This window comes from Streptomyces sp. NPDC059477, from assembly GCF_042749375.1.
Classification (GTDB): domain Bacteria; phylum Actinomycetota; class Actinomycetes; order Streptomycetales; family Streptomycetaceae; genus Streptomyces.
The window spans coordinates 69278-92654 of the sequence record NZ_JBHYUG010000027.1 but is presented as its reverse complement, the minus strand read 5'-3'; the positions used below and the strand labels follow the sequence as shown (position 1 = coordinate 92654).

General features: G+C 68.6%; 21 protein-coding genes and 1 tRNA gene. 7 read left to right on the top strand and 15 right to left on the bottom strand.

Annotated features, from left to right (window positions below; all coding sequences use genetic code 11):
- A partial coding sequence (locus tag ACFXAZ_RS16565) for a YcnI family protein (RefSeq protein WP_384590736.1) occupies window positions 1-704 on the bottom strand: 704 nt, incomplete at its 3' end.
- Window positions 705-1001: 297 nt separating this feature from the next.
- A complete protein-coding gene (locus ACFXAZ_RS16560) occupies window positions 1002-1826 on the bottom strand; it encodes a hypothetical protein (protein WP_384590733.1) in 825 nt (274 codons plus the stop codon).
- A 319-nt stretch (window positions 1827-2145) separates the two neighbouring features.
- Between ACFXAZ_RS16560 and ACFXAZ_RS16555 the strand changes: the two genes are divergently transcribed.
- Window positions 2146-2595, top strand: coding sequence for an ATP-binding protein (locus tag ACFXAZ_RS16555; RefSeq protein ID WP_384590730.1), 450 nt, complete (start codon window positions 2146-2148; stop codon window positions 2593-2595).
- A 113-nt stretch (window positions 2596-2708) separates the two neighbouring features.
- Here the strand turns inward: ACFXAZ_RS16555 and ACFXAZ_RS16550 are convergent, their stop codons facing one another.
- Both ACFXAZ_RS16550 and ACFXAZ_RS16545 read right to left on the bottom strand, forming a co-directional pair.
- Window positions 2709-4250, bottom strand: coding sequence for an aminopeptidase P family protein (locus ACFXAZ_RS16550; RefSeq protein ID WP_384590727.1), 1542 nt, complete (start codon window positions 4248-4250; stop codon window positions 2709-2711).
- A gap of 142 nt (window positions 4251-4392) precedes the next feature.
- Window positions 4393-5862: a PP2C family protein-serine/threonine phosphatase gene (locus ACFXAZ_RS16545; RefSeq protein WP_384590724.1), complete on the bottom strand. Its 1470-nt coding sequence runs from the start codon at window positions 5860-5862 to the stop codon at window positions 4393-4395.
- 621 nt (window positions 5863-6483) lie between these two features.
- Between ACFXAZ_RS16545 and ACFXAZ_RS16540 the strand changes: the two genes are divergently transcribed.
- Window positions 6484-7149, top strand: a complete 666-nt coding sequence (locus tag ACFXAZ_RS16540) for a bifunctional DNA primase/polymerase (RefSeq protein ID WP_384590721.1) — start codon at window positions 6484-6486, stop codon at window positions 7147-7149.
- Between the two features lie 596 nt (window positions 7150-7745).
- A complete protein-coding gene (locus ACFXAZ_RS16535; RefSeq protein WP_384590718.1) occupies window positions 7746-8030 on the top strand; it encodes a hypothetical protein in 285 nt (94 codons plus the stop codon).
- A 324-nt stretch (window positions 8031-8354) separates the two neighbouring features.
- On the opposite strand, the gene ACFXAZ_RS16530 is transcribed toward ACFXAZ_RS16535, so the two are convergent.
- The 3 genes from ACFXAZ_RS16530 to ACFXAZ_RS16520 form a co-directional block, all read right to left on the bottom strand.
- Window positions 8355-9320 (bottom strand): DUF5926 family protein, encoded by a 966-nt coding sequence (locus ACFXAZ_RS16530; RefSeq protein WP_384590715.1) that lies wholly within the window; start codon window positions 9318-9320, stop codon window positions 8355-8357.
- Window positions 9321-9633: 313 nt separating this feature from the next.
- On the bottom strand, window positions 9634-10185 hold the full coding sequence (locus ACFXAZ_RS16525; protein WP_384590712.1) for an ATP-binding protein: 552 nt from the start codon (window positions 10183-10185) through the stop codon (window positions 9634-9636).
- Between the two features lie 337 nt (window positions 10186-10522).
- Window positions 10523-11356, bottom strand: coding sequence for a glycerophosphodiester phosphodiesterase (locus ACFXAZ_RS16520; RefSeq protein ID WP_384590709.1), 834 nt, complete (start codon window positions 11354-11356; stop codon window positions 10523-10525).
- Between the two features lie 268 nt (window positions 11357-11624).
- On the opposite strand from ACFXAZ_RS16520, the gene ACFXAZ_RS16515 reads away from it, so the two are divergent.
- Window positions 11625-13106: a S1C family serine protease gene (locus tag ACFXAZ_RS16515; protein WP_384590706.1), complete on the top strand. Its 1482-nt coding sequence runs from the start codon at window positions 11625-11627 to the stop codon at window positions 13104-13106.
- Between the two features lie 56 nt (window positions 13107-13162).
- Window positions 13163-13257, top strand: a tRNA-Ser gene (locus ACFXAZ_RS16510).
- Here ACFXAZ_RS16510 and ACFXAZ_RS16505 read toward each other — a convergent pair.
- Window positions 13226-13624 (bottom strand): hypothetical protein, encoded by a 399-nt coding sequence (locus tag ACFXAZ_RS16505; RefSeq protein ID WP_384590703.1) that lies wholly within the window; start codon window positions 13622-13624, stop codon window positions 13226-13228. The two genes, ACFXAZ_RS16510 and ACFXAZ_RS16505, sit on opposite strands and share 32 nt — an antisense overlap.
- A 64-nt stretch (window positions 13625-13688) precedes the next feature.
- On the opposite strand from ACFXAZ_RS16505, the gene ACFXAZ_RS16500 reads away from it, so the two are divergent.
- Window positions 13689-15638: a hypothetical protein gene (locus tag ACFXAZ_RS16500; protein WP_384590700.1), complete on the top strand. Its 1950-nt coding sequence runs from the start codon at window positions 13689-13691 to the stop codon at window positions 15636-15638.
- Between the two features lie 162 nt (window positions 15639-15800).
- Here ACFXAZ_RS16500 and ACFXAZ_RS16495 read toward each other — a convergent pair whose 3' ends face one another.
- The 7 genes from ACFXAZ_RS16495 to ACFXAZ_RS16465 form a co-directional block, all read right to left on the bottom strand.
- Window positions 15801-17195: a tyrosine-type recombinase/integrase gene (locus ACFXAZ_RS16495; protein ID WP_384590697.1), complete on the bottom strand. Its 1395-nt coding sequence runs from the start codon at window positions 17193-17195 to the stop codon at window positions 15801-15803.
- The gene (locus ACFXAZ_RS16490; RefSeq protein WP_053746072.1) at window positions 17189-17395 is read right to left on the bottom strand and encodes an AlpA family transcriptional regulator; all 207 of its coding nucleotides are present in this window, start codon (window positions 17393-17395) and stop codon (window positions 17189-17191) included. The genes ACFXAZ_RS16495 and ACFXAZ_RS16490 overlap by 7 nt, the downstream gene beginning before the upstream one ends.
- Window positions 17392-18849 (bottom strand): replication initiator, encoded by a 1458-nt coding sequence (locus ACFXAZ_RS16485; protein ID WP_384590694.1) that lies wholly within the window; start codon window positions 18847-18849, stop codon window positions 17392-17394. Before ACFXAZ_RS16485 ends, ACFXAZ_RS16490 begins: the two co-directional genes overlap by 4 nt.
- Window positions 18850-18980: 131 nt before the next feature.
- Window positions 18981-19733, bottom strand: a complete 753-nt coding sequence (locus ACFXAZ_RS16480) for a DUF2637 domain-containing protein (RefSeq protein WP_384590691.1) — start codon at window positions 19731-19733, stop codon at window positions 18981-18983.
- A gap of 48 nt (window positions 19734-19781) precedes the next feature.
- Entirely contained in the window at window positions 19782-19952 is a 171-nt protein-coding gene (locus ACFXAZ_RS16475) for a hypothetical protein (protein WP_384590688.1), read from the bottom strand.
- Window positions 19953-19965: 13 nt separating this feature from the next.
- Window positions 19966-21336, bottom strand: coding sequence for an FtsK/SpoIIIE domain-containing protein (locus tag ACFXAZ_RS16470; protein WP_384590685.1), 1371 nt, complete (start codon window positions 21334-21336; stop codon window positions 19966-19968).
- 205 nt (window positions 21337-21541) lie between these two features.
- The gene (locus ACFXAZ_RS16465; RefSeq protein ID WP_384590682.1) at window positions 21542-21928 is read right to left on the bottom strand and encodes a hypothetical protein; all 387 of its coding nucleotides are present in this window, start codon (window positions 21926-21928) and stop codon (window positions 21542-21544) included.
- 165 nt (window positions 21929-22093) lie between these two features.
- On the opposite strand from ACFXAZ_RS16465, the gene ACFXAZ_RS16460 reads away from it, so the two are divergent.
- Window positions 22094-22543 carry a GntR family transcriptional regulator gene (locus tag ACFXAZ_RS16460; protein ID WP_384590679.1) on the top strand — a complete coding sequence of 150 codons (450 nt, stop codon included), beginning with the start codon at window positions 22094-22096 and terminating at the stop codon, window positions 22541-22543.
- The last annotated feature ends 834 nt before the right edge of the window (window positions 22544-23377 follow it).

Here is a 23377-nt window from a genome sequence, read left to right as displayed (position 1 = left end):
CCGTACGCCACCCCCGCCACGCCGACGGCGATCCCGACGACGCCGAGGACGCGGGCGGTGGTGTCGGTGGAGCCGCCGGACTCCTCGGACGCGGTGGAGGTGTTCGCGGCGGTGGGCTCCTGGCTCGCCGCCTCGGAGCCCGAGCCGGCGGCGGCGTGATGGTCCTCCGTGGCGGCCGACAGGGCGAGCACCGGGGCCGGGTACTCCGGCTCCTCCTGGCCCTCCTGAGGCACCTCGATCCAGCGCACGACCTCGTTGTCTGAGTACGTCTGGAGGGCCTTGAAGACGAGTTCGTCGGTGTCGTCGGGCAGGGCGCCGACGGACACCGGGAACTTCTGGAAGAAGCCGGGCTCGACGCCCTTGCCGGTGGCGGTCCACGTCACCTTGGTGACCGCCTCGGTGATCTGCTGGCCGTGCGAGTCGATCGGCTCGTCCAGCTTCGACCGGGTGACCTCGGCGTCCCAGCCCGGGACCGGCTCCGGCAGGACCGAGGACAGCGGGTGCTCCGCCGGGAAGTTGACCTCCAGCTTGGTGGTCGAGGCGTCGTCGCGCTCATTGGGGACCTTGAAGTCCACGACCACGTAGCCGCCCTTGGCGGCCGACCCCTCCGGCTGCACGCTCACATGCGCGAGGGCGGGGGAGGACAGGACGACGACGGCCGCGGCGGCGACGGCACCGGCGGCGGCGATACGGGAAGCCTTCATGAGGAGAGGCACTCCACTTCGAATCAGAATCCGTTGAACGGGAAAGTCGAACGGGAAGTCGAACGGGAAAGTGAACGGGAAGTTGGATGGGAAGAGGGGTACGCGCGCGTGGAGGTGCCCTGGAAACGCTGGAAACGCGTCCCTATAGGAGTGCTCTCGCGGAAAACGCGTCCTATAGAGGCGCTTTCGCGGGAGAGCCCGGCAACGGGCACACGCGCGTGCCGCACGACAGCGGCAGCACCCGTCCCGAAGAACCCGTACGAATCCGTACGAACCCGTAGGTCGGTGGCGGTCGCGTCAGGCGGCGAGGGCGAACGCGCCGACGGGCGGCCCGCGCCGGACGACGGTGTGCTGGAGCGCCGTGGTGGACGGCTCGGGGGCCGCGAACTCGCTCACGCGCACCGCACGCGGACCGGCCTCCGGCGCGGCCAGGAGCCCCGCGCACAGGGCCCGCACCAGCGCGAGCGCCGCCCACAGGGAGCGTACGAGCGTTCCCTCGGCCATGCCCTGCGCCGACAGCTCCACGAGCCGCAGCAGCGCCAGGTCCCCGCGCCGCAGCAGCCAGCCCGCGGCGATCGCCGCCAGGACGTGGCTCAGCAGCATCGGCAGGGACGGCAGCAGTACGGCGGACGAACCGGCGGAGTCGGCCAGCGCGTCGGCGCGGTGGTGCGCGGCGGACGGCGCGCCGCCCGGCCCCGGTACCAGCCGGGCCTCGGTCAGCAGGCGCTGCGCCTCGGCCGGGCTGAGCGCGGCGGCGGTGGTCCCGCACAACAGCCGCGCGGCCCGCTCGACGAGCGAGTTGTCGGCGGCGGCACGGGCGGCCTCGGCGGCGGCCGTCGCCGTACGGTGCTGGCCCAGCCCGAACAGGGTGTGCAGCGCGATCTGCCCGGCCGTCAGCAGCCCTACGATCCCGCCCAGCGACCGCACCCGCCCGGCGAGCGGCACGGCGACCGCGAGCACCCCGGCGAAGCCCGTGCCCAGCGCCCACAGCGGCACCGCCGCGCAGGACGCGATGACGTGCCCGACCGCGGACAGCACGACACAGACCGCGGCGAACACCGCGGCCCGCAGGATCCGGAGATCTCTCCCGGAGCGCGCCGTGCGCGGCTGGGGGGCAGTCATGGCGGGCTCATCATCGCACTGGCCCTACCGGCCCCCTACGGCAGGCCCGCGCCGGTCCCCTACGGCAGGCCCGCGAGATTCCCTGTGCCGGGGAGACCGCCACGGTGCGGAAAAACAGGTGGAAACCATCAGAAACCAGAGAAAGCCAGGGAAACCCTGATACGGCTGGTTCGCATGGTGCCACTACCACCCCACATACACCGACCGCCACCGCTGTCGCATCCGCTGTATGGGCGGAGTCACCGCGAAATCGCGATTGCGTACGGGCGTGGGCGGCAATACGTAACGGTATGTCGAGCCGCGGCCAGGAGGCTGGAGCATGAGCATCTGGTGGTCACTCCATCTGCGGCGTGAAGCCGCGAGCGTTCCGCTCGCGCGGCGCCTGTTGCTCGGCACCATGGAGACCGCGGGCGTCGATCCCGACGTCTCGTACGACCTCTCCGTGGCCCTGAGCGAAGCCTGTGCGAACGCCGTCGAGCACGGCGGCGGCACCGCCCCCGGCACCTTCTCGGGGGCCTATCGCGTCACGGCGTACCTCGACGGGGAGATGTGCCGTATCGAGGTCACGGATTCCGGCCCCGGCTTCACGGCCGACCGTCCGCCGCGCCCGGCGACCGCGGAGGACGCCGAGAACGGCCGGGGCCTCTACCTCATCCGGGAACTCGCCGACCATGTCCGCATCGTCAACAAGCCGGGCCGGGCCGGCGCGGTGGTCAGCTTCGACAAGCTCCTCAAGTGGCGCAAGGACGCGCCACTGATGGCCGTCTGACCTCGGCGGTCCCGGGGCGGGACCGGGCGCCCGCCTTCGCGGCTTTGAGGGGCGCGGGGAACTGCGCGACCAGCCACAACCCACCCGCGCCCGAGGAACGACATCGGACAACGTCAGCCCCGCCCGAGCGAAGCCATCCACCCCTCCACCGCATCCGACCGCCGAGGCAGCGCAGCGCTCAGGTTGCGGTTCCCGTCCTCCGTCACCAGCACGTCGTCCTCGATCCGCACCCCGATCCCCCGGTACTCCTCGGGCACGGTCAGATCGTCGGCCTGGAAGTACAGCCCCGGCTCCACGGTCAGGCACATCCCCGGCTCCAGGACCCCGTCGACGTACGACTCGGTCCGCGCGGCGGCGCAGTCGTGGACGTCCATGCCGAGCATGTGCCCGGTCCCGTGCAGCGTCCAGCGCCGCTGGAGCCCCAGTTCGAGCACCCGCTCCACCGGCCCCTCGACCAAGCCCCACTCCACCAGCCGCTCGGCCAGCACCCGCTGGGAGGCGTCGTGGAAGTCCCGGTACTTCGCGCCCGGCCGGACCGCCTCGATGCCGGCCTCCTGGGCGTCGTAGACGGCGTCGTAGATCTTCCGCTGGATCTCGCTGAACCGCCCGCTGACCGGCAGCGTGCGTGTGACGTCGGCGGTGTAGTACGTGTGGGTCTCGACGCCCGCGTCCAGCAGCAGCAGGTCGCCCGCGCGCACCGGCCCGTCGTTGCGGACCCAGTGCAGCGTGCAGGCGTGCGCCCCGGCGGCGCAGATGGAGCCGTAGCCGACATCGTTGCCCTCGACGCGGGCGCGCAGGAAGAACGTTCCCTCGATGTACCGCTCGGAGGTGGCCTCCGCCTTGTCGAGCACGCGTACGACGTCCTCGAAGCCCCGGACGGTCGAGTCGACGGCCTTCTGGAGTTCCGCGATCTCGAACCCGTCCTTGACCAGCCGCTGCTCGGAGAGGAAGACCCGCAGCTCCTCGTCGCGCTCACCGGTGACCTTGTCGGTCAGGGCGGCCTCGATCCCGGCGTCGTAGCCGCGCACGACCCGCACCGGGCCGGTGGCCTCGCGCAGCGCGTCCGGCAGCGCGCGCACGTCGGAGGCCGGGATGCCGTACAGCTCGGCCGCCTCGGAGAGCGAATGGCGGCGGCCCACCCACAGCTCGCCCTGCCCGGAGAGCCAGAATTCGCCGTTCTCCCGGTCGGAGCGCGGCAGCAGATAGATCGTGGCCGTGTGCCCCCCGGTCCGCGGTTCCAGGACGAGCACGCCGTCCTCGGTCTGGTTGCCGGTGAGGTACGCGTACTCCACGGAGGCGCGGAAGGGGTACTCCGTGTCGTTGGAGCGGGTCTTCAGCCGGCCCGCGGGGATCACCAGCCGCTCGCCGGGGAAGCGGGCGGAGAGCGCGGCGCGGCGGACGGCGGTCTCGGCGGCCTGCGCGATCGGCGCCAGGTCGTGCAGCTCGGTGTCGGCCCAGCCGGCCTTCATGTTCTCGGCCAGCTCCTCGGACACGCCGGGGTACAGCCCGTTCTTGCGCGGCTTGACCGGCTTCTCCGACGCGCTCTCCGCGTCGATTTCCGCATCGAGTTCCGGATCGATTCCCGCGGCGGTCTCCGGATCGATTTCCGGGCTCTCCGGGGTCTTTGCGTGCTCCGGGGTGAGCTGGTCGGCCACGGCAATCCTCCTGATGGGACATGGGTACGGCACTGGACCCCGTCCATCGTACGGTCGTTCGGACGGGGGTCCAGTACCGGAATGCCCGTTACGTGCAGCGACGGGGTGCGTACTCCTCCCGGCGCCGTACGGGGCGGAGGCCCTATTCGAACCGTGCCGCCAGCATCACCACGTCCTCCGCGCCGTCCGTCGCGTCCAGCCCGTCCGGCAGGACGGCCCGCAGCACATGGTCGGTCAGCGCCTCGGGGTCCCGGCGGGCCGCCTTCGGGGCCCCGGCCGCCGCCGCGTGCAGCCGGGCGAACGCGCGGTCGACCGGATCGCCCGTGCGCTGGAGCAGCCCGTCGGTGTACAGCAGCACCGTCTCACCGGCCTCCGCCTGCACCTCCACGCTCGGCGCCTCCCAGCAGGCGAGCATGCCCAGCGGCGCGGACACGGACGTCTCCACGAACTCGGTGCGCCGCTCGCCGATCAGCAGCGGCGGGCAGTGCCCGGCCCCGGCGAGGGTGAGCTTGCCGAGCGCGGGCTCGCAGTAGGCGAACAGGGCGGTGGCCGAGCGCGCGGGCTCGGTGAGCCGCAGCAGCAGCTCCAGGTCCGACAGGACCGCCACCGGATCCTCGCCCTCCATCACCGCGTACGCGCGCAGGGACGCCCGCAGCCGTCCCATCGCCGCGACCGCGCTCGGCCCGGACCCGGTGACCGAGCCCACGGCGAGCCCGAGGGCCGCGTCGGGCAGCGGCAGCGCGTCGTACCAGTCGCCGCCGCCGCGCGGCCCGGTGCGGTGCCGGGCGGCGAGCTGTACGCCGGACACGCGGGGCAGCCGCGAGGGGAGCAGTTCCTCGGAGATGGTCTTCAGGCACGCGCGCGTGCGCTCGACCTCCAGCAGCCGCGCGAGCTGCTCGGTGGCGTACCGGGTGTAGAGGCCGGCGAGATGCCGCATCCGCTCCACCGGTTCGGCGGGCTCGTCGTACAGCCATACGGCGGCACCGAGCCGGCCGGCTCCCTTGGTGGACAGCGGCAGGGCGTAGCTGGCGGCGTAGCCCAGGCGGGCGGCGACCTCGCGGTGGCGGGGGTCGAGCCCGTCCTCGGCGAGCAGATCCGCGCGCACGATCTCAGCCACGCCGCCGGGCAGTCCGGCGGGCGTGTCGAGCAGTTCGCCGTACGGCAGCGAACCGCGCGGGACGGTCTCCAGATGGCCGAGATCGGCCGGGGCCAGGCCCAGGCCGACGGTGGAGCGGGGGCCGAGCCCGTCGGCCGGTTCCAGTACGACCAGACCGCGCCGGGCGCCCACCAAGGCGGCGCCCGCGCGCAGCAGTTCCTGGAGGGCGTCGGGAAGGGTGTCGGTGCGGGCCAGGCGTTCGGTCAGCTCGTGCAGGGTGGTGAGGTCGGAGACCCAGCCGGCCAGCCGGTCCTGGAGCAGAGCGCCCGGACCGGATGTGCCGACGGGGCCGGTAGGGCCGGTAGGGCCTGAAGGATCGGAAGGGCCAGAAGGATCGGCAGGGCCGGATGCGCCGGCTGAGGCGCCGGAGGTCGCGGGCGCGGGCGCGACAGTGTGTGCGGGCGAGGGAACCGTTGCATCGATTCCGGCCACTTTCGGAGGGTGCGGGGCGTTCATGGTGTCCGGCTTTCCGACCGGTGCTTACTGCTGAAAAGCATCGCAAACCCCCATGTCATTCTGCGCCGCTAGCAGTGTCTCCACATGTACACGCACTCGTGAGGGGATGTCCAGCATTGTCCTGCTGGGATTCCTGGTGTCCAGGGGGCTGACGTGATGAATCGTGGTTCCCCTTGCGTAAAGGCAAAGTTGGCCTAAAACTGTTCCATGTATCGGGTGATTGGGGTCGACTGGCCTTGCTCGACGGAGCGTCACAGCGGTCGTGATGGGTACGTACTCGGTGAAGGCCAGGGGTGGTTGGGGGCTACCCGGAACCTGGCAACGGACCCGGGCGTCTTAGCCACCGACGACCGTGCCCCATCCTCTCGTGGTGGCGGCGAAGAGTAAGAGCGCGACCCGAAAACGCCAGACTTCGCCACCCCCCGCCACGTCCGTGCTCTGGACAGTCGCAGTATGGACGGAACGGCAGCGGACGCAGCCAAACGCTCGACCCATAGGGGTTCCCCGTGCCCACGGCCGGGGTGTGATGCGCCCATAGGTACGCACAGTGAAGTGATCGACACATGGTGTGATGTGAACCCACGGTGTTGCCAGGCGTGCAACGGAAAGGAACGAGCGCTCATGCGCGAGATCCTCGGAAGGCGACGCAGGCTCCTGTCCAGGCGGAACGGCGGGAGACCTGAGGTGGTCGGCGCGGCTTTGACCTTCGCGACGCAGTGGCAGTGGCCCGTACTCCCGGGCGTGGCGGCCGACCCGCAGGGCCGGTCCCGCTGCGGCTGCCCCGACCCCGACTGCACGGTCCCCGGCGCGCACCCCTTCGACCCGGGCCTGCTCGCGGCCACCACCGACGAGCGCATGGTGCGCTGGTGGTGGGGCAACCGCCCCACGGCCCCGGTCATCCTCGCCACCGGCGGCAGCGCGCCCTGCGCGGTGAGCCTGCCGGCCGCGGCGGCGGCGCGCGCCCTCGACGCGCTGGACCGAGGCGGCATGCGGCTGGGCCCGGTCATCGCCTCGCCCACCCGCTGGGCGCTGCTGGTGCGCCCGTACTCGATGGAACAGCTGGGCGAACTGCTGTACGCCAAGGACTTCGTCCCCGGCTCGCTCCGCTTCCACGGCGAGGGCGGCTACATCGCCCTGCCGCCGTCCACCACCGTGCAGGGCGAGATCCGCTGGGAGCGCGCGCCGCTGCCCGGCTCGGCCGCGCCCTGGGTGCCCGATGTCGAGGCCGTGGTCGACGCGGTCGTCGAGGCGCTCACTCGTACGGGTGTGAGCGCGCCCGAGTTGTAGGGGTGTCGGGCGTCGCCGGAACCGGGCGCCCGTCCCCGCTCGTTATCGTCCCAGACATGAACCCCCGTCTTGTCGCCCTAGCGGGCCTCGCGATGTGTGCTGTCGTACTGCCGCTGGCGGTGGCGTCCGCGGGACCGGTGGGCGGGGACGGGAGTGGGGATGGGGGCGGGGATGCCGGTGGGGGTGGACGGACGGTCGGTGCGGCGGGCGTGTCGCGGGGTGAACAGGGCCCTTCCGGTGACGGGACGGGTCCGGTCGGTGACGGGGGCCGGGGTGGCCGGGATGGCCGGGACCATGGGGACGGCCGGAACGGCCGGGACGGCCGGGACGATCTCCGGGTGCCGGATCAGCCGGGCGCCGGGGAGACGGCTCTTTCGAACTCCGAATCCGGGTTTGGGGCGGGGGCTGGGTCCGGGCCCGAATTTGCGTCTGGGGCTGGAGCTGAGGCTGGGGCTGGTTTTGGGGCCGGCTCCGGAACCGACTCCGGAGTCGGCCCCGCCTCCGACTCTCCGCAGCGGCTCGGTCTCGGGCCGGCCACCGCCGCCCGCTGCGGCCCGGAGCTCACCTCGCCCGACGGCATCGAGGCGCAGACCTGTGTGCTGACCCAGGGCGAGGACACCTGGGCGCGCACCTACTACCGCAATGCGACCGGCGACGCCCTGACCGCCGTACTCACGTTGATGGGACCCGGTGGCCGGACGGTGACGTTGCACTGTGCGACGGACGCGGGCGACGAACCGGCGGACTGTGAGACGCCGCGTGAGCGGACGCGGGGGGATCTGGAGCACTACTCGGCGGTCGCGGAGTTCGCGGATGCGGAGGGTCGGGGGCCGCTGCTGCTGCGCTCGGGGAGCAACTCGACGGTGCCGGCGGGGAGTTGACCGGGGCGCTGGGCGGGGCGATGACCTGCGAGGACGCGGGTCGGATGCGGTAGCGCCACCGCCGTACGGACGGCCCGCTCGGGGCGGGGCGGGCGGTGGGCAGAGAAAGACCCGATTGCTGGCGACGGGGGATGCACCAGCAACCGGGCTATGGGAACGGTAACAAGAGATCGGCGGTTAGCAAATTCGATCTCAGCGTTTGCTCGGCTATTCGGACACCGACTGGCTTGTTGGCGACGGGAGTTGACGGCCGTCGGCGGCTGCGGCGCCCCGGCGCGTACGGCTGACCGACCAGTCAGCCGCCGCCCGGTCGGTCCGGCGCGGTCAGCTGAGTGTGACCTGCCGGTTGGTGAGCCCGCCGCGTGCCCGCCGCTCGTCGGCGGAGAGGGGCTCCTCCGAGGCCAGCGCGGTGGTGAGCCGCTCGGCGAACTCCGCGGCCGGCTTCTCGATGTCCTCGGCGCTCATCCCGCTCGGCAGGTCCCAGACCGGCACGATGAGACCGTGGGCCCGGAAGGAGCCCACCAGCCGGGTGTCCTCGCCGAGGCTGGAGCGGCCCGCCGCGTGCAGCCGGGCGAGCGCGTCCAGCAGCTTCTCCTCCGGGTGCGGCATGACCCAGCGCAGATGGTTCTTGTCCGGGGCCTCGCACCAGTACGCGGCGTCGACGCCGGTCAGCTTGACCGTCGGGATGGCGGCGGCGTTGGCCCGCTCCAGGGAAGCGGTCACCTCGGCCGACGCGTTGTCCGTGTCCGGCACCCAGAACTCGAACCCGCTGTGCACAACTGGCTCGAAGGCGCCCTCGGGGTCGAGCACGTCCTGGAGCCGGGGCCCGTCGGCCGGGGCGCGGCGGCCCTGCACCGGCGTACCGGGCGTGGCGATCAGCGCGGCGGCGAGGGTGTCGGCGAGATCGCGGCTGATGTCGCCGGACGCCGTGTCGTTCTGGAGGCCCATCAGCACCGAGCCGTCGTCGCGGCGCAGCGCGGGCCAGGCCATCGGCAGCACCGTCGCCAATGTGACCGACGGCACGCCCTCGGGCAGTCCGCCGCGCAGGTGCAGTTCCACCGTCGCGGCCGGCACCAGTTCGCGCAGCGCCACCCAGTCGCATTCGCCGGGCAGGCCCTCGAACGGGCGCTGCACCAGCTCGGTCACGGCCTGCGCGGCGGCGCGGCCATGACAGGCCTTGTAGCGCCGGCCACTGCCGCAGGGGCAGGGCTCACGCGCGCCGACGACCGGAACCTCTCCGTCCGTGAGCTGCGGGCGCGCGCCCTTTGTCTGGGGTCGCTTCTTGGCCATGGTGGCTGTCTCCCGGTTACGGCTCTGCTGATACGGGCGCGAGCCTAGCCGCTCGGGGGTGGGGGGACGGGAGGCGGCGGTCCATGGCGACGATGCGCCATCGACCATCGAGGGCGATGATCCATGGTGACGGCCCATGGTGACCGTCCATGGCGACGGCCCATGGCGGTCCGCCGGTCCGGACCGCCACCGGTCCCGTGATCCACCCCGGGGCGGTCCACCCTCGGACTCCCCGGCGATTCCCCGGCGATTCCCTGCTGATCCTCGGAGATCCCCGGTGATCCCCGGTGATCCCCGGGGGCTCGCCCCCGGGCTAGTCCAGGTCGTCGAACGCGTCCGCGAAATCCAGGTCCGGGATCGCGGACAGGGCCGGAGCACCGATCCGCGCGGCGAAATCGTCGCGGCGATGGCCGGACCGCCGGTCCCGTACGTTGTCGTGGACCACGACCCACACCGTGACCTCGCCCCGGGCGTCGTCCCGGACGCCCCAGTCGTCGGCCAGTGCGGTGATGATGTTCAGCCCGCGACCGCCGTGGGCGGTGACCGACGGGGTGGCCGGAGCCGGGCGGGTGGGTCCGCCGCCGTCCGTGACCTCCACGATCAGCCGCCCGCGCGCGTCCACACGCCATGCGGCTCTCACGTCCCCGTCGCCGGCCAGGGCGTCGCCCAGTGGTCGGCCGTGTTTACAGGCATTACTCAACAGTTCGGAAAGGATCAACACAGCATCGTCAATGACCGATTCAGCCACACCGCCTGTGCGCAACTGGTCACGCATCCGGTGCCTTGCTTTCCCCACGCCCGCCGGGCCATGGGCTACGGCCATGCTCGACGACGTGGGCACTTCTTGTGCCACCACCAACGCCACCCCCGAGACCTCCTTCGCCCCACGCCACGGTGTGGATGCCCCATTGGCCTGTACCGGAAACCGGCCAATCCAGGTGCTGTGACGCACTCACCTCGATCGAACACGGACCGAACGCGCCGGTGCACACCCTGTGACGAGGCCGTCAGAAGGCTGTCAGGAGACTGTCAAGACATCGTGCATGTGTGGCTTGAATTCGATGGCGTGGCCGAGACCCGGAGAATGGCGGGAGATCGAGGGCGGGGTCAAGGGCTCCGACGGTAAGGACGGCGGAAGAAGGGGCGACGGAGCCGGAGGAGGCGGGGGCGGGCGGCGGGGCGGAGGAGCCGGTGTCCGGGCCTCACGGGCGGCGGCCGAGTTGCCGCAGCACCTCTCGGGGGCGGTTGGTGATGATCGCGTCGATGCCCAGTTCGACACAGAGGTCGACGTCCTCGGGTTCGTTCACGGTCCAGACGTGCACCCGGTGGCCGGCGCGCCGGAAGCGTTCGACGTACGCGGGGTGGTTGCGCACGATCCGGAGGGAGGGCCCGGCGATGCCGACGCCCGCGGGCAGCCGTCCGTCCCGGAGCCGGGGCGAGGCGAACTGCATCAGATAGACGGTGGGCAGCGTCGGTGCGGCGGCCCGGACGCGGTGCAGGGAGCGCGCCGAGAAGCTCATGATCCGTACCGGGGAGTCCTCAGGGGCGGTGGGGGAGTCCAGGCCGAAGCGCTTGAGGAGGTGCAGCAGCCGCTCCTCGACCTGGCCGGCCCAGCGGGTGGGGTGCTTGGTCTCGATCGCCAGTTCCACCCGGCGCCCGGCGTCCGCGACCAGCTCCAGGAGCCGTTCGAGGGTGAGTACGGAGGTATCCGCGGGGTCCTCGGGGCGGTGCTCCCAGTCGGGTTCCTCGTCGCGGGTGCGGTAGTGCTCGCTCCGCTTCCAGGAGCCGAAGTCGAGGGCGGCGAGTTCGGCCAGCTCCAGCGCGGAGACGGCGCCGCGGCCGTTGGACGTACGGTTGACGCGGCGGTCGTGGACACAGACGAGATGGCCGTCGGCGGTGAGACGTACATCGCATTCGAGGGCGTCGGCGCCGACCTCGATCGCCTTCTTGTAGGCGGCCAGTGTGTGTTCGGGCGCGTCCTCGGAGGCGCCCCGGTGGGCGACGACCTGGATGCGGCGCTGCGGTGCGTGGGTCACCGCGTCATGGTGTCACCGCGGGGTGTCCCGGCGCCGCCGCCCGGATACATCCATTAAGAGCAATAAGTCGAATACGCTCCATGTAGTCCAATATAAAGAACAGTCCGGAGACACACAGGCTTGGCTTATGGCGCTCTGACAGCCAGTGGGAAAAGCTGATGGCATACAAAAGCAGAGGAACAGCCGCAGCGCACCGGGTCGTCGGCGGACCTGAACAGGCTGACCGAGTGGGACCTACAACGACAGCCGTGGATCGAGGAGAAGAGCTGTGAGCACCGAGAACGAGGGCACTGCGGTACCACCGGCCCCGTCCGCACCTCCCGTGCCGGTGGACACGCCCGTAGCCTCGCCGCAGGCCCCCGTGCCCACGACACCCCTCCCCCCGGTCCCGGGCGGACCGCCGGCGACGTCTCCGTACGCCGCCGAGACGCCCCCGCAGACCCACACTCCGGCGTACCCGGCGGAGGCGGGCACCTCGGCGCCGGACGCGTCGTGGCCGCCTCCGCCGCCGCCGTCGCTGGCGTTCGGCACCCCGGCGGGCGACCCGGGCGACCCGGCGGGTACGGGTGGTCCGGGAGGTCCGGACGCGCCATGGGGAGCGGCGTACCAGCAGCAGCCGCCCGCGCCGAAGTCCGGCCGTGGCCGGGGCGGTCTGTTCGCGGGCGTCCTGGTGGCGGCGCTGCTCGCGGGCGGCCTCGGCGGCGGCCTCGGGTACACGCTGGCGAAGAACGACGACGACACCAGTTCCACGACCGTCTCCGCGTCGGACAGCGGCGGCGATGTGAAGCGCGATCCGGGCACGGTCGCCGGGGTGGCGGCGGCGGCGCTGCCGAGCACGGTCACCATCGAGGCGGCGTCCAGCAACGGCGAGGGGGGCACGGGCACGGGCTTCGTGTTCGACACCGAGGGCCACATCATCACCAACAACCACGTGGTGGCCGACGCCGTCGACGGCGGCACGGTGAGCGTGACCTTCCCGAGCGGCAAGAAGTACGACGCCGAGGTGATCGGGAACGCCCAGGGGTACGACGTCGCCGTCATCAAGCTCAAGAACGCCCCGTCGGACCTGAAGCCGCTGACGCTGGGCGACTCCGACAAGGTGGCCGTCGGCGACTCGACGATCGCGATCGGCGCCCCCTTCGGACTGTCCAACACGGTGACGACGGGCATCATCAGCGCCAAGAACCGCCCGGTCGCCTCCAGCGACGGCAGCGGTACCAACGCGTCGTACATGAGCGCGCTCCAGACCGACGCCTCGATCAACCCGGGCAACTCCGGCGGCCCGCTGCTGGACGCCCAGGGCAATGTGATCGGCATCAACTCCGCGATCCAGTCCTCGGGCAGCGGCCTCGGCGGCACCGGCCAGTCCGGCTCGATCGGCCTGGGCTTCGCGATCCCGATCAACCAGGCCGAGTACGTCGCCCAGGAACTCATCGAGACGGGCAAGCCGGTGTACGCCAAGATCGGCGCGTCGGTCTCGCTGGAGGAGGGCACGGGCGGCGCGAAGATCACCGACACCGGCGCGGGCGGCGCCGACGCCGTGGAGGCGGGCGGCCCGGCCGCGGACGCCGGCCTCAAGCCCGGCGACGTGATCACCAAGCTCGACGACCGCGTCATCGACAGCGGCCCCACCCTGATCGGCGAGATCTGGACCCACAAGCCCGGCGACAAGGTCACCCTCACCTACGAACGAGACGGCAAGACCGACACGGTCGACGTCACCCTCGACTCCCGAGTGGGCGACAGCTGAGCGACCTCCGGCCGAACCCGGTTACTCTTGTCCCCGCGCAGCGGATCACCGCTGACGCGGGGTGGGTTGCCCGAGCGGCCTAAGGGAACGGTCTTGAAAACCGTAGTGACGTGAAAGCGTCACCGTGGGTTCGAATCCCACCGCCTCCGCAGGTCAGAGACGTGCTGGTCAGAAGGGGTGTCCCTCAGCGAGGGGCGCCCCTTCTGCGTGGAGGGTGTCTCATCTTGATCCGGCTCTGTTGCGTTGTGGATCACTGTGTGTGGACCAGGCGTGGACCAGTTTTCGACCGTGAGATGCATTGTGGCTAGGGCTGTTCCGGTGCAGGCATGGACCGCGATCGTTGCAAAATAGTACATCCCTGAAATCGCCGCCTGGCTTGCCAGCCCTGGCAGCAGGATCGCCTTCCGAACGGAATTTCGAACCTTCGGCGCCCTGGGAACTTCTATGCCGACGAACTTCAATATCTCGACGACATCGATGGCTCCTCGTGTATATAAATGATCCGTACCGGAGTCCATGAGACGAGTTCCTTGCCCGTGAAGTAGGGGCTCGCTGACGGTAAGAGCACCAAGGGGGAGTGCGATGACTGAGTTGATGAAGGACCGTGACGAAGCCCGAAAGGCTGCCCAAGTACTTCTCGGAGGTCTGGACAAGGGGGATGTTGTCGCTTCCCTGCAAATGGCTTCGCTGATTCCCCTCACTAAAGGGTCATCGAAGATTCCTTCGGTACTTGTCGAGTATGCTCAGGCACTCCTCTTGGGGTTCATGCCCACTGTGGATTCACCTAAGAAGCCGGTCTCGATTGATGAAGTCGAGACCGCGCTAGCGCGTGCGATTTCTTATGACCAGCAATGGCACACGAATCGTAACGAGCTGCTTGCGGAACTTGACCCAGCTTCTCAGCAATTCTACATCTCCAATCTATATTCCCATGATCCTGGGCCGGCACTGGCGGAACTGTATCGAGTAGTTGACGTTTACAGCGAATTTGAGGAGGAGCTAATTTCGGTAGGTGCCCCGACTGCGGAGCAGGCGGCAAAGGTCGCGATCTTCGTTGACGATGCTTTTCAGGATGGCATTTCTGAGTTCTTTAAGATCGCCAGGAAGGCTGGCCTTCCTTTGATGCCGAAGCTGTTTAAAATGATGAAGAGGGGAAGGATTCCTGGAGATGTAATCTCGGGTTTCGGGCAAGCCGTTTCCTTTACTGTTGAAGATCTGGAGCAGGCTGTAGGGGCGGACGCTGCGCGATACCTATTGGTCAACTTGCTATCCACTGGATTGCGGGATAATCATACGCTCAAGGTTCTGGCGGAACTGCGACTTAAGCCACTCATGCAGATTGGTGATGGGCGCTATTTGGCTCCGGTTTATCCAAACCTTGTTCATGCTCTCGCGCCAATGTTGGATGAAGCGATCAAAAGCGTGGGTCGTGGCGCATCGGAAAGACTTCAAAAGGCAAAGTCTTCCTACACTGAGCGCCAAGCGCTCGAAGTCCTGTCGCGTGCACTCAAGCCTGATCTGGTTCTCAGGAGTCTTCGGTACCCGGATCCTGACCGGGCTGCAACCAATGTGGTGCCGCCTGAAGGCGACGGATTGATAGTCCTCGGGCATGTCGCTCTCGTTGTAGAAGCTAAAGCGGGCGGTTTCTCGCCATCGGCTCAAGCGGGTGATGTAAAAGCCATTCGCGGTGTGGTGCAGAAACTCATCACGGACGCGCAGGCGCAGGCTCATCGGACTATCCGAGCTATGCAAGCCGGCCCCATCACTGGTGTGGATGAAAGTGGCGCAAGGGTCGAGTTCCATGCTTCACAAGTAAAGACCTTCTTCCCAGTCGTCGTAACTCTCGAGGATCTGTCTTCCGTCTCTCCGCGAGTTCATTCCCCGATGCCGGCAGAGGAGTTCGAGGATGCGCGCTTCGTCGCGAACCCGTGGATCACTAACGTGGACGACCTATCTTGGATTGCTAGCACCATTAAGCCAGCAGCGAGATTGCTGAACTACATCGACTTGCGTTGCCTTATCTCGGGTATGCCGCAAGTGACAGCGGCTTCTGAGGCTGACTGGATGGTGAAGTATCTGGATTCAGGTCCCCAAGGTGTGATCAATGTGATTGATGTCGCTCAAGAAGTGGCACCGAATATCGCATTCATTGCAACCAGGGAGAGGCGAGGAACTCAGCTCTCGCCGAGTTCGGTTCCTTTGGCGGGACTCCTTGATGCACTAGATTCCAGGCGTCCGCCGGGATGGTTGATGGCCTCGCTTATTGTGATTTCTCATTGTGCGAATAGTGAGCTAGCGGACAGTCGCAAGCTCAGATCTGATCTAGACTCTGTGCGCAAAAATGGAAAAGCCGTAATGCGAGCTGTTGGCAGTGATTCATGGGCTGTTGCGATCTGTACCACGCCAACTCCCGGAGTGGATCTAAGGTCCGCTACTGCGAACTATCCTGCCGAAAAGATTGTTGCTTTTGAGCGGACTCTGGATAACTCTGAGCCTTACACAAACTTCCTGTATCTCGATAGAAAGGTGTGAGATAATCTACGTTGCTTGATCGCTGATTACTGTTGAGTGGCGGAGTCGAGTGAAACCTCTAATCCGCCCTTTCGGCGCGCGAAAATAGGCCGCCCCCACTGGATTCAGTAGGGGCGACTTGTTCACGGATTATGGCGGGGCATCGCTGTTCGGCATAGCACATTACTCCTGATCTGCGGCATCCAAAGCCTGCTCGATCTGTTCGTTCGAGCGTTGCTGGTTGCGGTGAATGGCCTTGGCGTAGAAGCGGAACAGGACCGCGATGCTGTGGCCGGCCCGGCGTGCGACCTCGGCCGGGGAGACGCCAGACTCGAGCCACAGCGACACGCCCGCGTGGCGCAGGGAGTAGGGCACGTCAGCCAGAGGCGCGGCCGCTTCAGACTCGGTCAGCACCACGAGGCGGGCCGCCTTCCAGGCCTCCCCGTACTCCTTGGACAGCAGGTGGCCACCCTGGGCCGCGCGAAACAGCCAGCCGTCCTCGGAGGTGCCGAACTCCTTGATGTGCTCGCGGATCAGGCGCACGAGAACAGGTGGAATCGGCACCGGCCGAGTCGCCTTCCGAGCCCGTTTCTTCAGACCGCGCGTATCGAACGACTCGCCCGTGTCGGTCCATCCGGAGCCGACTCGGGGCATGCTCGTGGAGAGCAGGACTTCACCCCAGCCCTCTTCGGGAAGGGTGAAGTCGTCCTCACGGAGACTGGCCGCCTCACCAGGGCGGTTAGCCGCGTAGTAGAGGCAGCCGAAGAACGCCTTCAGGTGTCGTCCGCGTTCGCCCTGCTCCCCGACAGCGTCGATCAGCGCCTTCGCCAGCTTGGGGCCGGGGACGAACCGGAAGTCGATCTCGTCGTCGGTCTCGGGCGGGGTCCAGTCCACCTTGTCGAGGGGCAGGGACGTCAGCAGCTCTCGTTCCACGGCGTAGCGCAGGCAGTTGCTGAAGACGGTCCGCTTGCGGTTCACCGTGTTCTCGGCAGCGGCTGTGCCGTCCTGCTTCAACTTCAGCGCGTCGAGGGCGGTCCGCACCACCGACGGTGTGTTGAGGTCGGTGATGTCCACCGACTTGCGAGCGATCCAGTCCAGCGCGGCCACGATGTCGGCCGGGGGATCTTCGAGGTCAAGGCGGGGCTTCAGCGTTCCGTCGTCGTCCAGGACGAACCTGTAGACCCACGAGTAGAGCGCGATCCGTAGCACCTTGGGTGCCGGAGCCCCGCGCTTCTCCTTGACCAGCTTCGGAGTGATGGTCGCCAGCGTGTCAGCGATGCTTGCGCGGTGCTTGGCCGAGGCACCCGGCCACTTCATCTCGGCGTACGCACGGGTGTGGGCGTACCAGGTGGAGGAGTTGAGCGCCTGCACCTCCGAGGCGGGCAGGCCGGTTTCCGTGTCGAACTGCTCGCGGTTGCGCAGCGCGGTCAGCAGCTCCGAGCGTCGACCGTCGGCCTGAGCCTTTATCTTGTAGCTCTTGGAGAAGGGCCGGGGACCGACGCGCCACCGGAGCTGATAGGCCGCCGCGCGGTTGGGACGCTTGCGGATGCCCCAGATCTGAACGTCGTAGGTCAGCACGCTTCCTGCACCTCGCAGCCGTCGAACCAGGCGTCGAGGTCTGCCCGGCGGATGCGAATTTGGCCATTGGGGAGCTTCAGGTGTCGTGGTGCCTGGCCGCGGGCGCGCATTCGGTAGAAGGCGGCGCGGGAGACCCTGATCTCAGCGAGTGCTTCGACCAGCGTCAGCGTTCGCTTGTCGGCGGTGGTCGGAGTTGTCACAGCCAGGGCTCTCCTTCGGACTTGATGCGGTCGGCCTGGGCCACGTCGTGGCGGACCTGGGCGGCGAGGAGTTCCTCACCGGGGCGGTAGCCGCTGCTGAGGTAGGTCCAGGAGGAGGCGGTGACGAGGGTGGTGTTCTCGTCGGTCGTGGGGAGGCCGGCGCGGGCGCGGGAGGCTTCTGCCTGGGCGAGGCGCCAGGCGCGGCGTACGTCGCGGAGTGCGCCGAGGGTGGTGGAGTAGGCGCGTGACTTGGTGGAGAAGTGGCCGCGGAAGCCGAGCATGTGGGCCCACTTGCAGAGCTTGAGGTCCGCGAATTCGGGCAGGCCACCGAGGTCCCAGGCGGTGCGGATCATCTGCCGGACGTGCTGGTGGACGGGAAGGTCCCGCAGGGGTTCGGCTTGACGGGTGCCTTCGCAGCCGGGGCACAGGTCCCGAATACGGCCGCCGACGATGCCGTGGCCGGAGCAGGTGCGGCAGACCAGGGAACGGTCGACGGTGCCGGAGTCCTCAGCGCTCTTGGTGGCGTACTTGGCGACGTACCCGGCCACGGCGGCGTCGGTGAGTTCGCCGTCGCCGAGCGCGGTGATCTCCCGTACGTCGAGCATCTGTCCCCAGCGGATCTTGTGGTCTCCGACGGTGTCGGAGGTGACGGTGAGCGCGGTGCGGGGGACTGCGGTGCGGATGGCGTGGGTGAGGTCGTCCACGGTGGCCCAGGCTGGCGGGGAGCTGGTGTGGCCATCGGGGCCGTCGATGCGGATGACGGCGTGGAAGTGGACCAGGCCGCGCTTCTGGTACTCGGCGACTTTGGCGAAGGACACCCGCAGAACCTGCTTCATGTCCTTCTGCGTGATGCCGAAGTGGGCGGCCAGGGCGCGCCGGAGGTTGAGGGTGAAGCGGGCCCACAGGGCTCCGGCGTGGGCGTTCCACAGCACGGCGCCGGTGTAGTCGTAAGAGGCCGGGTGCAGTGGTGTGCCGAGTTCGGGGGCGTCGTCTGCGTGGTGCTGGCCGCAGCGGCAGGCGTGTGGCTTGCCGTCCTTGGTGGTGGGCCGGTTGTGGACGGGCCCGAACGAAGGGGCGGTGAGCGTGGCGAAGACGCGGGGATGGGAGCGGACGGTTTCGGGGACGCTTTTGCCGCCGAAGAGTCCGGCGCGGATGAGGTGGTAGGTGTCGGCGGCGTAGACGCGGGAGCAGGTGGCGCAGCGTGAGGAGCGGCGGTTGCCGCAGGTGGTCAGCAGGCGTCCCGTGGGTTCGTCGCTGGTGGAGTACGAGCGGATCGTTTCGCCGGTGGCAGCGTCGCGGGTGTGGGTGTGACCGACGAGGTTGACGGGGCGGGTGCAGCCGCGCAGGCGGGTGATCTGGTCGCGGGTGCGGTCGAAGTCGCCGAGGTTGGCCAGCTCGATCAGGTCCCGGACAGCGGGGCTGATCACGTTCCGCAGGTCGAGGTCGCGGGGCATCGGCAGGTGCGTCCTTTCCGCTGATGGAGGGCCCTGGGCAGCACCGAGGCGGGAGCCGGGTGCTGCCCGAGGGCGTGACGGGGTCAGGCCCAGGGGGCCAGAGGGGAAGTGCCGGGAGGCCGGCGGGAGGTTCAGGCCGTCAGGGCCGCGTGTGCGGCGGTGGCCAGAGGCAGACTTACGCCGAGGCGAGCTTTGAGCTGGGCCGCGGTGATCGGCTGGCCGTGTGCGGCGTGGTGGGCGTCGGCGATCTCGCGGGCGGCGTCCAGCAGAGCCGGGGCCACCTTGACCGGTGAATGCGTCGCAGCGTCTGGAGAAAGGGCAGGGGCCAACGGAGTGGGAGTCGATGGCATCGCCGGTTCGGGGGCAGGCTCCGGGGCGAGAGCGGCTTCGGTCGGGTCGTCTTCCGGTGCGGTTTCCCTGCTCCGCTCCGGAAGGGCGACGGGGGCCGGGTGCCCAGCCGGTACACCGGCGGGGGCGGGGGTGGTGACGGCGTGGAAGTGGCGCAGAAGTGCGGGGCCGACAGCGCCCCAGCCGAGGAGAAGCAGCGGGGCGACAGCATCGACGCAGGCGCGACCGTAGTGCCCGGCGATGACGGGTTCGGCGATGTTGAGGGCGAGAGTGAAGAAGCCGGAGGTGTGCATCAGCCGGGTCGCGCCTTTGAGGTGGTCGGCGGGGACGCCTCGCAGGGACAGGTAGCGCAGGGCGACCAGGAGACCGAGGACGGACAGGTCGACCATGGGAGCGATCAGGGGTGCGATCGGGTTGGGGACGCCCAGGCGCAGGGCGAGGTTCCAGACGTTGCCGAAGGAGAACACGAACGCCAGCAGGGCGATGACCGCCATGACCACGGTGATCGTGCGCTGAGTGATCCGGTCTTCTGACATGAGGGGTTTCACCTCCTCCCAGAATGAGTTGGGGGCAAGAACAGGCGGTCAGTCGCGGTCGAGGCCGGCCCGGTGGGCGGCGTTCGGCCCGAAGTAGGTCTCCAGCCCCCGGCGTTCGCTGGCGTTGGCAACGCGGTAAGCGGCAATGCCGATCCGACCGGCCATGTCAAAGTCCTGGGCGATGATCGCCCTGTGCATATGCCGGATGTAGATCCTCATGACGCGGCGCATGTCAGGCCGCCTTTGCCGGGGGCTCGGAGTCGGGCTTGGTGAGGTCCACCACCGGGCGGCCGGTCAGGCTCTCCAGCAGCCGGGCCGGGTGCTGCGTCAGGTGGGCGGTCTGCTCGGAGATGCGGGCGGCGTCTTCGTCGGCGACGTAGGGGGTACGGATGCGTACGAAGCCAGGGCGCCCGTGCTGGGACATGACCGCGACACCGACGTAGGCGGGGTCCTGGAGGTTGACCGGGCTGGCGTCGGGCCACTCGCGGATGTCGTCGCCGAGCGCGGCCACGGCGGCATCCGCGGTCTTCTGCGCGAAGGACAGCCCGACCGGGCAAACATCCCGGATGAAGGTGGGGATGGCGTCCCCGGTGGTCTTCTGCGTGGTCAGCACGGTCAGGAAGCCGACCGAACGGCCCTTCTTCACCAAGTCCTCCGTCAAGCGGGCGTTGTCCGCCGCGAACGCGGCGAGCTTCCTGGTTACCGGGTCGGAGCCCTTGTGATCGCGGAAGTAGGTGTGGGCTTCGTCGATGACGATGACGATCAGTGGCCAGTCGGCAGACGGGCCGACGTGCCACATGTTCTTCACGCCCAGGACGCTGCGGATGGACGCGGAGCGGGCGCGGCGCAGCTGCACCAGTTCCTTCAACAGCTTGTTCGCCTGCTCCAGGTCGTCGCCGCAGAACGCGAACGCCCGCTGGACGAGGTCGGCGTAGTCGCCCTCATAGGCGTGAGAGACCTTGCCGTCGAAGAAGACGAACTGAACGGCCGGCGAAGGCGCCCAGTCACACACCAGCCGGTTCACGCACGAGGTCTTCCCGAAGCCAGGCAGGCCGCCGACAGCCATGCCGGGTACTTCCCTGAGGGCCACGACGACGGGCATACCGAACTCGTCGACCCCCAGGTCCCACTTCGCGTACTCCTCCGGCGGGCGGCCGGTGGGCACGTGCACGGTCGGCACGATCAGCGGGTCCACCCGCACCCCGCGCAGCAGGACCTGTCCGGGCCTGTCCCCGGGTAGCGCAGACACCCGCGTCATGCGCCAGGCGTCCGCCAGGTAGGGGGCGGCCTTCTGGAACTCCGCCAGACCCACCTTCGGCAAGCAGTTCGCCCATGCCATCACTCCGAAGGCGTCCGGCGTGACCTTGAAGGCCGGGACCAGGACCCGGGGCTTGGGCGGCGTGCCGTCCGTGTTCGCGAGCGAGGCCAGGGGCGTGGGCATCTTGTCTGTAACGGACAGTCCGCACATCTGCGCGAGCCGCTTCCAGCCCCAGCGAATCCGTATCGCCTGACGGATACTGATCCGCTCCATCGGCGACGCCCGCAGGTAGCGGCCGACCCAGACCACAGCCCACAGGGCGATCAGTCCGAGTCCCAGCCACATCGCTCCACGGAGCCAACCAAACGCTTCGTTGAGTTCGTTCACCGGTCTTCCTTCGTTTCGTTCGGGAAATCGCGCGGCACCGGACGCGCGGAGAAGTACAAGGGATGGGGGCGCATTGACCCAGATGGGCAGCCGCTCCGTCGGTGAAGATTGCGAGCGGGCGGCTGCCATCTGGGGTCTCACCGCAGCCGTGCGGGGAGCGGTGTCACGCCGCAGCAGCCTCGGACGCGGCCACGTCCTGCTGCACGTGCGGACCGTCGACGAGCTCCAGCGCAGCGCAGCGGTAAGCCACGCCCTCCTGAAGCTGATCGTTGAAGATCCGCGCCCACGGGCTCGCGAAGAGGTCCACCGGGCGGACGAATCGGCCCGGGTGCAGGCCGTTGGGCAGTCCGGTCTGCGGGACGGTCACCTTGATCGCCTCGGCGCGCTCACCCTCCATCACGAAGAGGGTCAGTGTGCACAGCGGCGCACCGGTCTCGAAGTCCACCGCGCGGACGCCGTTCTCCTGGTCCTTCCACTTCGGCACCGTCGGCGTGCCGGCCATGACGTTCGTGGAGTCCAGCACGTGCACGCGGATAACGGTCCTGGCCATGACAGTGAGGCCCTTTCTGCAGGGGGTGGCCGGTGATGATCTCCGGCCAGGACTAGATACAACCACATGTTTCAGTTAGCTGCAACGCTAGCCAACTGAAACGCTGGGGGTGGGAGTTTGCTGGTACTCCCGCGTGATCTAGCTGGGTGGCCGTATCCTGCGGCCATGACACTGCCCCTCGATCGGGACCACCGGCCCCCCTACGTGCAGGTCGCCGAGTACCTGCGACGCCAGATTCATACCGGCGTCCTGAAGCCCGGTGACCAGATCCCCCCGTCGCGGGAACTGCAGGAGAAGTTCGGCATCGCCAGCGCCACCGTGCAGAACGCGTTCCGCATGCTCAAGAACGAGGGGCTCATCTACGGCGTCCAGGGCAGGGGCAGTTTCGTGCGCCGGCCCGAAGGTGAACCCGAGCAGGCTCAGGACGAACAGGCCGAAGAGGGTGCACCCGAGAGTGCGCCCCCCAAACCGACGCCTTCCGAGACGCGCTACTTCAACCTCGCCATGGATGTTGAGGAGCTGAAGCATGAACTGGCGAGTCTGAAGCAGGACATGGCCAAGATGTTCACTCTGATGCAGAAGATGGCAGACCACATCGACGGGCAAGAGAGTTGAGGTCCCGCGCCGCCAGCCGCATAAGCTCCGCGAACTCGGCTATCTCGCTGGACAGTTGTGCCACGTCCGCTTCCAGCGCTGAGATCTCACGCTCGTCCACCGTTTCCCCGTCCATCGCTGTGCCGTTCTCCTGCGTCGCCTCGTGAAACCCCTTGTTGGCCTGTCCTGGTGAAGCGCGCGTGCACCATTCGGCCGCTCGTCCGGGAAGCCTGCTGAAACCGGTCTTCCTGCCGCAACCCACGTGCCCGCCGGGCGGGAGCGGGCAGGAAAATCCCTCGTGGCCTTCCGTCGTGCGGACGGCGGAGTCGCGGGACCGCACCGCCTGACGGGAAGCAATCGGCTGCTGTGACCGGTGCGGACCGTCATTCATCCCCACTCGCTCCACCTCCGTTGCCAGGGTCGTAGCCCTCCGGAAATTCACAGAGGAATCCGGACTCTCACTGGCTACAGGTGCCGAAAGGCCTGAGCGTGTGACGGTCGCGCGTATGGCTTGGGTCACATCTATCGCCTTCTGTGCGCATGGGCTCCGGGTCCTCCGGCGCGAGCCCGGTGCGATCAGTGAAAGCTGATGATCCGTCAGTGTTCGCACTTGCTCCCCCTTCCGGATGGCCCCGCGCCCGGCGGGCACGCCTGTGGATAACTTTCAGCAGGGACATCAGACATGGCGGAGCCTGTGGATAGAGAACGGCCAGGTCGTGAACAGAACGGCTTGAAGCATCAATTGTGCGAATGAAATATGTCGAATATGTCGAAACAGCCCGTCACCTACCGGCCGAAGCGGCCGAAGGGGCGAGCTGTCCAAAGTTTCTTTACTGGATCAAGGCGGCCCGCTGG

Bases quoted from the DNA above. Each gene is read 5' to 3' on its own strand.
- ACFXAZ_RS16560 (WP_384590733.1), bottom strand. From the start codon at position 1,826: ATGACTGCCCCCCAGCCGCGCACGGCGCGCTCCGGGAGAGATCTCCGG.
- ACFXAZ_RS16555 (WP_384590730.1), top strand. From the start codon at position 2,146: ATGAGCATCTGGTGGTCACTCCATCTGCGGCGTGAAGCCGCGAGCGTT.
- ACFXAZ_RS16545 (WP_384590724.1), bottom strand. From the start codon at position 5,862: ATGAACGCCCCGCACCCTCCGAAAGTGGCCGGAATCGATGCAACGGTT.
- ACFXAZ_RS16540 (WP_384590721.1), top strand. From the start codon at position 6,484: ATGCGCGAGATCCTCGGAAGGCGACGCAGGCTCCTGTCCAGGCGGAAC.
- ACFXAZ_RS16530 (WP_384590715.1), bottom strand. From the start codon at position 9,320: ATGGCCAAGAAGCGACCCCAGACAAAGGGCGCGCGCCCGCAGCTCACG.
- ACFXAZ_RS16505 (WP_384590703.1), bottom strand. From the start codon at position 13,624: ATGGACTCCGGTACGGATCATTTATATACACGAGGAGCCATCGATGTC.
- ACFXAZ_RS16500 (WP_384590700.1), top strand. From the start codon at position 13,689: ATGACTGAGTTGATGAAGGACCGTGACGAAGCCCGAAAGGCTGCCCAA.
- ACFXAZ_RS16485 (WP_384590694.1), bottom strand. From the start codon at position 18,849: ATGCCCCGCGACCTCGACCTGCGGAACGTGATCAGCCCCGCTGTCCGG.
- ACFXAZ_RS16480 (WP_384590691.1), bottom strand. From the start codon at position 19,733: ATGTCAGAAGACCGGATCACTCAGCGCACGATCACCGTGGTCATGGCG.
- ACFXAZ_RS16475 (WP_384590688.1), bottom strand. From the start codon at position 19,952: ATGAGGATCTACATCCGGCATATGCACAGGGCGATCATCGCCCAGGAC.
- ACFXAZ_RS16470 (WP_384590685.1), bottom strand. From the start codon at position 21,336: ATGTGGCTGGGACTCGGACTGATCGCCCTGTGGGCTGTGGTCTGGGTC.
- ACFXAZ_RS16465 (WP_384590682.1), bottom strand. From the start codon at position 21,928: ATGGCCAGGACCGTTATCCGCGTGCACGTGCTGGACTCCACGAACGTC.
- ACFXAZ_RS16460 (WP_384590679.1), top strand. From the start codon at position 22,094: ATGACACTGCCCCTCGATCGGGACCACCGGCCCCCCTACGTGCAGGTC.